Origin of the sequence: Achromobacter sp., from assembly GCF_050285585.1 — a bacterium.
GTDB lineage: Bacteria > Pseudomonadota > Gammaproteobacteria > Burkholderiales > Burkholderiaceae_B > Achromobacter.
Map to the genome: position 1 here is coordinate 1 of NZ_JBLZXF010000070.1, position 9,639 is coordinate 9,639.

9 protein-coding genes are annotated in these 9,639 nt (G+C 68.8%); 5 read left to right on the plus strand and 4 right to left on the minus strand.

The features are described from left to right. Positions 1–130: 130 nt before the first annotated feature. Positions 131–1,033, minus strand: coding sequence for an NAD(P)H-hydrate dehydratase (locus ACN6PJ_RS30610; protein ID WP_427999408.1), 903 nt, complete (start codon positions 1,031–1,033; stop codon positions 131–133). 124 nt (positions 1,034–1,157) lie between these two features. On the opposite strand from ACN6PJ_RS30610, the gene ACN6PJ_RS30615 reads away from it, so the two are divergent. Then, entirely contained in the window at positions 1,158–1,991 is an 834-nt protein-coding gene (locus ACN6PJ_RS30615; protein ID WP_427999409.1) for an enoyl-CoA hydratase/isomerase family protein, read from the plus strand. 5 nt (positions 1,992–1,996) lie between these two features. On the opposite strand, the gene ACN6PJ_RS30620 is transcribed toward ACN6PJ_RS30615, so the two are convergent. Together ACN6PJ_RS30620 and ACN6PJ_RS30625 are read right to left on the minus strand one after the other, a co-directional pair. Next, positions 1,997–2,737 (minus strand): enoyl-CoA hydratase-related protein, encoded by a 741-nt coding sequence (locus tag ACN6PJ_RS30620; RefSeq protein WP_427999410.1) that lies wholly within the window; start codon positions 2,735–2,737, stop codon positions 1,997–1,999. Continuing rightward, positions 2,734–3,705: an NAD(P)H-dependent flavin oxidoreductase gene (locus ACN6PJ_RS30625; RefSeq protein WP_427999411.1), complete on the minus strand. Its 972-nt coding sequence runs from the start codon at positions 3,703–3,705 to the stop codon at positions 2,734–2,736. The genes ACN6PJ_RS30620 and ACN6PJ_RS30625 overlap by 4 nt, the downstream gene beginning before the upstream one ends. Before the next feature lie 181 nt (positions 3,706–3,886). Between ACN6PJ_RS30625 and ACN6PJ_RS30630 the strand changes: the two genes are divergently transcribed. The 4 genes from ACN6PJ_RS30630 to ACN6PJ_RS30645 all read left to right on the plus strand — a co-directional run bounded on the left by ACN6PJ_RS30630 (position 3,887) and on the right by ACN6PJ_RS30645 (position 8,596). Next, the gene (locus tag ACN6PJ_RS30630; protein ID WP_427999412.1) at positions 3,887–4,510 is read left to right on the plus strand and encodes a TetR/AcrR family transcriptional regulator; all 624 of its coding nucleotides are present in this window, start codon (positions 3,887–3,889) and stop codon (positions 4,508–4,510) included. A gap of 42 nt (positions 4,511–4,552) precedes the next feature. After that, positions 4,553–5,701, plus strand: a complete 1,149-nt coding sequence (locus tag ACN6PJ_RS30635) for an acyl-CoA dehydrogenase family protein (protein WP_427999413.1) — start codon at positions 4,553–4,555, stop codon at positions 5,699–5,701. Positions 5,702–5,807: 106 nt separating this feature from the next. Next, on the plus strand, positions 5,808–7,037 hold the full coding sequence (locus tag ACN6PJ_RS30640; protein ID WP_427999414.1) for a CaiB/BaiF CoA transferase family protein: 1,230 nt from the start codon (positions 5,808–5,810) through the stop codon (positions 7,035–7,037). Positions 7,038–7,075: 38 nt separating this feature from the next. After that, on the plus strand, positions 7,076–8,596 hold the full coding sequence (locus ACN6PJ_RS30645; protein ID WP_427999415.1) for a 3-hydroxyacyl-CoA dehydrogenase: 1,521 nt from the start codon (positions 7,076–7,078) through the stop codon (positions 8,594–8,596). A 137-nt stretch (positions 8,597–8,733) separates the two neighbouring features. On the opposite strand, the gene ACN6PJ_RS30650 is transcribed toward ACN6PJ_RS30645, so the two are convergent. Continuing rightward, a partial coding sequence (locus ACN6PJ_RS30650) for a c-type cytochrome (RefSeq protein WP_427999416.1) occupies positions 8,734–9,639 on the minus strand: 906 nt, incomplete at its 5' end.

Genomic DNA, 9,639 nt, shown 5'->3' on the forward strand with positions numbered 1-9,639 from the left:
GTTCGCTCATGGCTTTCTCCAGTCCGTTTCGTCATGGGGTAAACCATTATAGGGATAACCCTAGGATAAAAGCAATGTCTTTTCTAGGGTAAACCCTAGTATGTTGTAAAAATGTTTATTTGACAGGCACTTAGGGGCGTGCCGGGCCGTTTTCCCTGTGGCGACCGCTCTCCGGGGCGCCGTTGCGTAGCCCGCGTGCGGCATCGGCAAGTTCCCCCGCTGTCAGCCCGATGGGCCCGATGCCCCGGGCTACCAGCGCGTCCGCCGCCGCCCCGTGCAGCCACACCGCGCCGGCCACGGCCTGGTCCAGAGGCAGCTTCTGCGCGATCAGAGCGCCGAGCATGCCGGCCAGGACGTCGCCCGTCCCGGCGGTGGCCAGCCCCGGGTTGCCGCTGGTGTTGACACGCAGCTCCTCCTCCGGGGAGCAGACTACGGTGCCGGCGCCCTTCAGCACGACCCAGGCCCGGTAACGCCGGGCCAGTTCCCGGGCGGCTCCCATCCGGTCCGCCTGGACGTCCGCCGCGCCGGAGCCCAGCAGGCGCCCGGCCTCGGCCGGATGCGGGGTCAGCACGACCGGCCCCGCGCCCCAGCTGGGCTGGATCTCTCCGCGCGCCAGCAGGTTCAGGCCGTCGGCGTCCAGCACCAGCGGGGCTCCGCGGCGCAGCACGAACAATTCGGAAAGCACATTGGCGGCCAGGATGCCCGTGCCTATGCCGCAGCCCGCCACCCAGGCCGTGACGCCCCAGTCGTCCTCCAGCAAGGAACGGGCGTCGCGCAGCATGAGTTCGGGCTGCAGCGGGTCGCAGGCCATGGGCGCGGTTTCCTGGGCGAAGCCGACCAGCACCTTGCCCGCGCCGGTCTTCAGTGCCGCCCGGGCGGCCAGCAGCGGCGCCCCGGTCATGCCGGGGCCGCCGCCCACCACGCCGACAGTGCCGAAACTGCCCTTGTGCGTGTCCGTTCCGCGGCGGGCGAACAGGGCGGGCAGGGCGGCTCGGTCGATCTGGCCGTCGGCGGGCGGGGCGAGGGTGTTCATGGGCTGAGGCTCCGGGAGGAATCGGGGGGTTCGGTGGGCGGTATCCACTATAGTGCGCCGAGATGGGCCAGCCCGGAAGGAGCGGCTTTCGGCCCGCCACATCGAGAAGACAACGGAGAAGACAATGAGCGACATTACGCTGGAACACTATTCGGCCTACGAGGCCCTGAAGCTGCGCCGGCATCCGGGCGGCGTGCTGGAACTGATCATGGGCGCCAAGGGCGGCCTGCCGGGCAAGCTGTCCACGGCAGACGACCGCATGCACCGCGAGCTGGCCGACATCTGGCGCGACATCGATACCGATCCGGATACCCGGGTGGTGGTGATCCGCGGCGAGGGCAAGGGCTTCTCGGGCGGGGGCGACCTGGACCTGGTGCAGCAGATGGCGGACGATTTCGACGTGCGCGCCCGCGTCTGGCGCGAGGCCCGCGACCTGGTCTACAACATCGTCAATTGCAACAAGCCCATCGTTTCGGCCATGCACGGCGCGGCGGTGGGCGCGGGGTTGGTGGCCGGCCTGCTGGCCGACATCTCGATCGCCGCCCGCGATGCCCGCATCATCGACGGCCACACGCGCCTGGGCGTGACGGCGGGCGATCACGCCGCCATCGTCTGGCCGCTGCTGTGCGGCATGGCCAAGGCCAAGTATTACCTGATGCTTTGCGAAACCGTCACGGGCGAGGAAGCCGAGCGCATCGGGCTGGTGTCCCTTTGCGTGGACGAGGCAGAACTCATCGGCCGGGCTTTCGACGTGGCCAACAAGCTGGCCGCCGGATCGCAGACCGCCATCCGCTGGACGAAGTACTCGCTGAACAACTGGCTGCGCATGGCGGGGCCCAGCTTCGATACCTCGCTCGCCCTGGAGTTCATGGGCTTCGGCGGCCCGGACGTGCGTGAAGGGATCCAGTCCCTGCGCGAGCGTCGGGCGCCGAACTTCCGGCCGGATTCGCCGTTCTGAGCCAGTTACTTCTTGAAGAACTTCGCGAACGCCGCCTGCGCTTCTTCCGTCTGCAGGCGGGCGCGGAACTGCTGGGCTTCGTAGTCGAGCGTTTCCTGGATCGCCTGGCGGTCAGGGCGGCGCAGCATCGCCTTGGTCAGGCGCAGCGCGGCGGGCGGTTGCCGCGCCAGGTCGGCGGCGGTGGCCTGAGCGGCCGCCAGCGCCTGGCCGGCGGGCGTGACCGACGTGGCCAGTCCGGCGTCAACGGCTTCCCGGGCCGAGAACGCCTTGCCCTGCAACAGCCATTCGGCGGCGCGGCGGGCGCCGGCCAGCCGAGGCATCAGCAGGCTGGACGCGCCTTCGGGGCAGAGCCCCAGCGCCACGAACGGCATGCGCAGCGTGGCGCCTTCCCCGACGTGGACGAAATCGCAATGCTGCAGCAGGGTCACGCCGATGCCGATGGCATAGCCTTCGACCGCGGCGACGACCGGCACGTCCGTCGTCGTCAGCGCGCGCAGGAAGCGCATGCCCGCGCTGTCGCCGGCGCCGCGCTCGGCCTGGAAATCGCGCAGGTCGTTGCCGGCCGTGAAATGGGCGCCCGCGCCCGTCAGGATCACTGCGGCCAGCGTCTGGTCGGCGCTGGCCAGGGCCAGCTGCTCGGTCAGCGCGGCATACGTGGCGATGTCCAGCGCGTTGCGGCGGTCCGGGCGGTCCAGGGTCAGCGTCAGGACCGCGCCGTCGCGGCCGACTTTCAGCCCGCCGCTCATGCGAAGGACCTGCCGTCCAGGCGGGCCTTGGCGTCCGCGTATTCCGTGCGCAGCGCATCGACGATCTGGCGGGTGGGCAGCACGCTGGCGATGCCGCCCACCCCCTGCCCGGCGCCCCAGATGTCCTTCCAGGGCTTGACCCGGGTGGAACCGAAATTCGACGCGCCGCTCTCCGGCTGCGGCAGGTTGGCCGGATCCAGGCCGGCGGCGGCGATGCTGGCCTTGAGGTAGTTGCCCGGGATGCCGGTGAAGAACGGCGTATAGAGAATGTCCGAGGCGCTGGCGTCAACGATGGCGGATTTGTAGCCTTCGCTGGCGTTGGCCTCTTCGCTGGCGATGAAGCGCGTGCCCATATAGGCGAAGTCCGCGCCCATGGCCAGCGCCGCCAGGACGTGCGCGCCGGACGTGATGGCGCCGGACAGGATCAGCGGGCCGTCATAGAAGCGGCGCACCTCCGCCACCAGGGCGAAGGGGCTGAGCGTGCCCGCGTGCCCGCCCGCGCCGGCGCACACCAGGATCAGGCCGTCCACGCCGGCCTCCAGCGCCTTTTCGGCGTGGCGCAGGGTGGTTACGTCGTGGAAGACCTTGCCGCCCCAATCGTGCACGCCCTTGACCAGGTCGCCAGGCGCGCGCAGGCTGGTGATGATCAGCGGCACGCGGTGGCTGGCGCACACGGCCAGGTCCTGTTCCAGGCGGTCGTTGGACTTGTGGATGATCTGGTTGACCGCGAACGGCGCCACGGTCGCGCCGGGGTGGGCTTCGCGGTACGAGGCCAGCCCGGCCTGGACCTCGTCCAGCCAATCGGAAAGCAGGCTCTGCGGGCGCGCGTTCAGCGCCGGAAACGAGCCCACGATGCCGTTCGTGCACTGTGCGACCACGAGCTTCGGGTTGGACACGATGAACATGGGGGCGCAGATGACCGGGAGGGACATCTGGCCATACAAATCAGTCACGAGAGAGTGGGGCATGGGCGTCGTCGCGAAAAAGGTCCAGGAAGGGCTTGAGCATCGTCGGCGGGTGTGCCTATAATTACCTACCGACCGTCCGGTAATTAATTAATCTTTATTAAACGGCATGCGCCGAAGCGCTGTCAATGGAGGTTCGTTCGAGCCTCCGGCAACGTGGGCGCCTCCCTTCAAAAAGGCTGTCATGGCGACCTCCGCCCCTCCCGTCCAGAAACGCGCCCGCGCCGGCCGGCCGCCCTCGTTGGCGGCGCCGCGCGAACGCATCCTGGAAGAGGCCGCCAAGCTCTTCGCCCGCAGCGGCTACGACGGCAGTTCCGTATCGGACCTGGCCGCGGCCATCGGGGTGTCCAAGGCAGCCATCTACCACTACTACACCACTAAGCAGGATATCTACGACGCGATCATCCTGGGCGTGCTCAGCGGCCTGACGCAGACGGTGGGCCAGGAGGTGGCCCGGGCCGAGGGCGGCGCGGCCCGGCTGCGCGCCTTCATGGTGGGGCATGCGCGCTACTTCGAACAGCACCATGCCGAGTTCGTCACCATGCTGATCGGCTATTCCGGCATGGCGCTGCCCGAGCGCGAAGACGCCGCCCGGCTGCGCGACGGCTACGAACAGCGCCTGCGCGAACTGATCGCCCAGGGCGTCGCCGAGGGCGCATTCCGGCCGCTGGACGTGCCCGCCACCGGCCGCGCCGTGCTGTCCATGCTGAATTGGATGGTGCGCTGGTACAAGCCCGGCCAGGGCGACAGCGCCGAAAGCATCGCCGCCGGCTATTTCGATTTACTGGTGGGCGGCATGCGCGCCTGAACGCGCCGCCCCGCCCGGCCTTCTTCCTGTGAGACTTCCATCATGGCCCTCGACACCGAAACCCTGAACCTGCTGCTGGACGCCGTGCGCCGCTTCGTGCACGAGCGCCTGATTCCCGCCGAAGACGAACTGGCCGAGAAGGGCCAGGTGCCCCCCGACATCGTCGCTGAAATGCGCGACCTGGGGCTCTTCGGCCTGTCCATTTCGCCGGACTACGGCGGCCTGGGCCTGACCATGGAAGAGGAAGTGCGCGTCGTCTTCGAGCTGGGGCAGACGTCGCCCGCGTTCCGCTCGCTGGCGGGCACCAACATCGGCATCGGCTCGCAAGCCATCGTGCTGGCCGGCACGGACGAGCAGCGCAGCCGCTACCTGCCCAGGCTCGCCAGCGGCGAGCTGATCGGCTCCTTCGCGCTGACCGAGCCGGATGCGGGTTCGGACGCGATGGCGCTGCGCCTGTCCGCCGTGCGCGACGGCGACAGCTACGTGCTCAATGGCACCAAGCGTTTCATCACCAATGCGCCGATCGCGGGATTGTTCTCCGTCATGGCGCGCACCGCGCCCGAACGCCGAGCCGGCTCCATTTCGTGTTTCCTGGTCGAAGCCGGCACGCCGGGCCTGATCATCGGCAAGCCCGACAAGAAAATGGGCCAGGCCGGCGCCTTGACCAGCGACGTGGTGTTCGACAACTGCCGCGTGCCGGCCAGCGCGCTGCTGGGCGGCGAGGAAGGCAATGGCTTCCGGACGTCGATGCGCGTGCTGGACAAGGGCCGCCTGCACATCTCCGCGCTGTGCGTCGGCATTGCCGACCGCCTGCTGCGCGACGCCGTGAAATACGCCCTGGAGCGCAAGCAATTCGGCCAGCCCATCGCCGAATTCCAGCTGGTCCAGGCCATGATCGCCGACAGCCAGGCCGAGCTCTATGCCGCCCGCTGCATGGTGCTGGATGCCGCCCGCATGCGCGACCGCGGCGAGAACACCACCATGCAGGCCGCCTGCTGCAAGCTGTACGCCACCGAGATGGTGGGCCGCGTCGCCGACCGCGCGGTGCAGATCCACGGCGGTTCGGGCTATATGTCCGAATACGCCGTGGAACGCTTCTACCGCGACGTGCGACTGTTCCGCATTTTCGAGGGCACCTCGCAGATCCAGCAGCTCGTGATCGCCCGCGAAACGATCAAGGCGCATTCCTGAGCGCGCGTCCGGGCTAATATCCAGCTTGACCTACGCCGATCCGGTCCGGCTTGCGCGCAACCGCGGGCCGGACGTTCTCATTTCACTTCCAGCGAAAAGATTACAGATGTCGCAACGTCCCGCTCCCCTAACCGGCATACGTGTGCTCGACCTGACCCGCGTCCTGGCCGGCCCCTGGTGCACCCAGAACCTCGCCGATCTCGGCGCCGAGGTGATCAAGATCGAACGGCCCGGCTCGGGCGACGACACGCGGGCCTGGGGGCCTCCGTACCTGAAGGACGAGGAGGGCAACGACACCAGCGAGGCCGCCTACTACCTGTCGGCCAACCGCAACAAGCTGTCCGTGGCGCTGGACATCGCTTCGCCCCGGGGCGCCGAGCTCGTGCGCGAACTGGCCCTGCAGAGCGACATCCTGGTGGAAAACTTCAAGGTGGGCGGCCTGTCCAAGTACGGGCTGGACTACGAGAGCCTGAAGGAAATCAACCCTCGCCTGATCTACTGCTCCATCACCGGCTTCGGCCAGACCGGCCCCTACGCCAGCCGCCCCGGCTATGACTTCATGATCCAGGGAATGGGCGGCCTGATGAGCATCACCGGCGAACGCGACGACCTGCCCGGCGGCGGCCCGCAGAAGGCCGGCGTCGCCGTGGCCGACCTGATGACCGGCATGTATTCCACCGTGGGCATCCTGGCCGCGCTGCACGAACGCTCCCGCAGCGGCCAGGGCCAGCACATCGACATGGCGCTGCTGGATTGCCAGGTGGCCATGCTGGCCAACCAGAACCTCAACTACATGACCTCGGGCGTGGCGCCCAAGCGCGCCGGCAACGCCCACCAGAACCTGGTGCCCTACCAGGTGTTCGCGGCCAGCGACGGCCACCTGATCGTGGCCGTGGGCAACGACAGCCAGTTCCGCAATTACTGCGGCGCGATCGGCCTGCCGGAGCTGTCGGCGGATCCGCGCTTCTCGACCAACCCGCAGCGCGTGAAGAACCGCGCGGAGCTGGTGCCGCTCCTGGCCGAGCGCATGGCCACCGGCGAACGCGACCATTGGCTGGCCGCCCTCGAAGGCGTGGGCGTTCCCGCGGGGCCGATCAATACGCTGGACCAGGTCTATGAGGACCCCCACGTCCTCGCGCGCGGCATGAAACGCGAGCTGCCCCATCCGGCCGCGGGCAAGGTGCCGATGGCGGCCAGCCCGCTGAAGTTCTCCGGCAGCCCGGTCGAATACCGCCGTCCGCCGCCCATGCTGGGCGAGCACACCGGGCAGGTCCTGTCCGAGCGGCTGGGGCTGTCGGCCGAAGAAATACAGGCGCTGGCGCAAAGCCGTCCCTGAGTCCGATCCAAATATAGGCAATAGGCAGGAGAGTGTTGATGACGGAGATTCAAACCATCGGCGTCGTGGGCGCCGGGGCCATGGGGCGCGGTATCGCGCAGATCGCGGCGCAAGCCGGGCTGCGCGTGCGCCTGTACGACACCAGCGCCGAGGCCATCGCCGCCGCGCGCGAGTCGCTGCGCCAGACCTGGGAGAAGCTGGCCCAGAAGGGCAAGCTGAGCGCCGCCGACGCGCAGGCCGCGCTGGAACGCGTGGAGTCGGCCACCGCCCTGACGGACATGTCCGGCTGCCAACTGGTGGTCGAGGCCATCGTCGAGCGGCTGGACGTCAAGCGCGACCTGTTCGCCGCGCTGGAAGGCGTGGTGTCCGAGGACTGCATCCTGGCGTCGAATACGTCGTCGCTGTCCATCACCGCCATCGCGGCCGCCTGCAAGCGCCCGCAGCGCGTGGCGGGCTACCACTTCTTCAATCCGGTCGCGCTGATGAAAGTGGTGGAAGTCATCGATGGCCTGCGCAGCGCGCCCGAGGTGGGCGACGCGCTGGCCGCGCTGGCCCGCCGCATGGGCCACACGCCCGTGCGCGCCAAGGACATGCCTGGCTTCATCGTGAACCACGCCGGCCGCGGCATGAATACCGAAGGCCTGCGCGTGGCGCAGGAGGCCGTGGCCACCTTCGCCCAGGTGGACGCCGTCATGCGCGAGCAGGCCGGCTTCCGCATGGGCCCGTTCGAACTGCTGGACCTGACGGCGCTGGACGTGTCCCACCCCGTCATGGAATCCATCTACCGCCAGTTCTTCGACGAGCCGCGCTTCCGCCCGTCGCCCATCACGACCGTGCGCCTGGCCGGCGGACTGATCGGCCGCAAGGCGGGCGAAGGCTTCTACGTCTACGCGGACGGCCAGAAGCAGGTGCCGGCCGAACCGCCCGTGCCGGCGCTGCCCGCCAACCTGAAGGTCTGGGTCAGTCCCAAGCATGCCGAGGGTTATTCGCGCGCCACGGCGCTGCTGGAGAAGCTGGGCGCCACGCTGGTGACCGGATCCGTGCCCGATGCCGACGCCCTGATCGTCGTCACGCCGTTCGGCGACGACGTCTCCACGGCGGTTTCCGCCCAGGGACTGAACGCGGCGCGCACCGTCGGCCTGGACACGCTGTATGCCTTCGATGCCGCCAAGCGCCGCACCGTCATGGTGTCGCCCGCCACTGAAACGAAGTGGCGCGACGCCGCCCACGCGCTGCTGGCCGCCGATGGCGTGCCGGTGACGGTGATCCAGGATTCGCCGGGTTTCATCGCGCAGCGCATCGTGGCCACCATCGTCAACATCGCCAGCGACATCGCGCAGCAGCAGATCGCCACGCCCGAAGACATCGACCTGGCCGTGACGCTGGGCCTGGGCTACCCGGTCGGTCCGCTGGCGCTGGGCGACAAGCTGGGCGCCGACCGCATCCTGGAAATCCTGAAGAGCATGCAGCGCGTGACGGGCGACCCGCGCTACCGCCCCAGCCTGTGGCTGCAGCGCCGCGTGCAGCTGGGCATGCCGCTGACGAAGGCCGGCGCATAGGAGGACTTGCGCGCGCGCAGACCTCCGGCATTGCGTCGCCGAGGGTCTCGCGCCCACACCGCGCGGCTGCGGCCGTCCAAAAGCAAAAAGCCCCTCGAATTTGCATTCGAGGGGCTTTTTGCTTGAGCGGCGCCGGCTTACTTGGCGGCGTTCACCATGTATTGCACGGCTGCGCGGATGTCGTCTTCGGAGGCATCGGCCGCGCCGCCCTTGGGCGGCATGGGCGGCTTGCCTTGCATCGCAACCTTCACCATGGCGTCCATGCCGGTCTTGATGTAGGGCTCCCAGGCGGCTTTGTCGCCGAACTTGGGGGCATTGGCCACGCCGGTGGCATGGCAGGCGAAGCAGACGCTCTTGTACAGCTTTTCGCCAGCCGGGTTGACGGCGGCAGCGGCTTGCGGAGCGGCGGCGGCAGGAGCCGGGGCTTGCGCCGCCGGAGCCGGTGCGGCCGCGGGCGCCGGGGCCGGCGCGGCGGCAGCCGCGGGAGCCGCAGCCGGTGCGGCTTCGGCTTCCTTCTTGTCGCCTTCAGCGGCCGGGGCGGCGGGTTCGGGCAGCGAGCCGCCCGACTTGTTGGCCATGTAGACCACGGCGCGCGCGACTTCATAGTCGGACAGGGCGGGGTTGCCGCCCTTGGCCGGCATGCCGCCCTTGCCGTGCAGCGCCACGTTCAGCATGGCGTCGTAGCCGGCCTTGATGAAGGGCGCCCATGCGCCGCTGTCGCCGACCTTGGGGGCGCCCGCCACGCCGGCGGTGTGACAGGCCGTACAGACGGCGGCGAACACCTGTTCACCGGTCTTGAAGACCTTGGGGGCGTTGGCGTCGACAAGCTCGAAACCCGCGACCGGGGCGATGCGCTTGGCGACGGCTTCGTTGGAGAGCGTGTCTGAACCGGCCCCTACCTTGGATCCCGTGGCCACCATGTTCACCAGGAGGATGATGATGGCGATGGGAACCACGAAAGCCAGTACGACCGTGACGATCAGTTGCTTCGGGGTCTTGATGGGGGAGGAGTGCTCTTCTATGTGTTCCTGCTCGTTGCTCAT

Bases quoted from the DNA above. Each gene is read 5' to 3' on its own strand.
- ACN6PJ_RS30635 (WP_427999413.1), top strand. From the start codon at position 4,553: ATGGCCCTCGACACCGAAACCCTGAACCTGCTGCTGGACGCCGTGCGC.
- ACN6PJ_RS30625 (WP_427999411.1), bottom strand. From the start codon at position 3,705: ATGCCCCACTCTCTCGTGACTGATTTGTATGGCCAGATGTCCCTCCCG.
- ACN6PJ_RS30640 (WP_427999414.1), top strand. From the start codon at position 5,808: ATGTCGCAACGTCCCGCTCCCCTAACCGGCATACGTGTGCTCGACCTG.
- ACN6PJ_RS30630 (WP_427999412.1), top strand. From the start codon at position 3,887: ATGGCGACCTCCGCCCCTCCCGTCCAGAAACGCGCCCGCGCCGGCCGG.
- ACN6PJ_RS30615 (WP_427999409.1), top strand. From the start codon at position 1,158: ATGAGCGACATTACGCTGGAACACTATTCGGCCTACGAGGCCCTGAAG.
- ACN6PJ_RS30620 (WP_427999410.1), bottom strand. From the start codon at position 2,737: ATGAGCGGCGGGCTGAAAGTCGGCCGCGACGGCGCGGTCCTGACGCTG.
- ACN6PJ_RS30645 (WP_427999415.1), top strand. From the start codon at position 7,076: ATGACGGAGATTCAAACCATCGGCGTCGTGGGCGCCGGGGCCATGGGG.
- ACN6PJ_RS30610 (WP_427999408.1), bottom strand. From the start codon at position 1,033: ATGAACACCCTCGCCCCGCCCGCCGACGGCCAGATCGACCGAGCCGCC.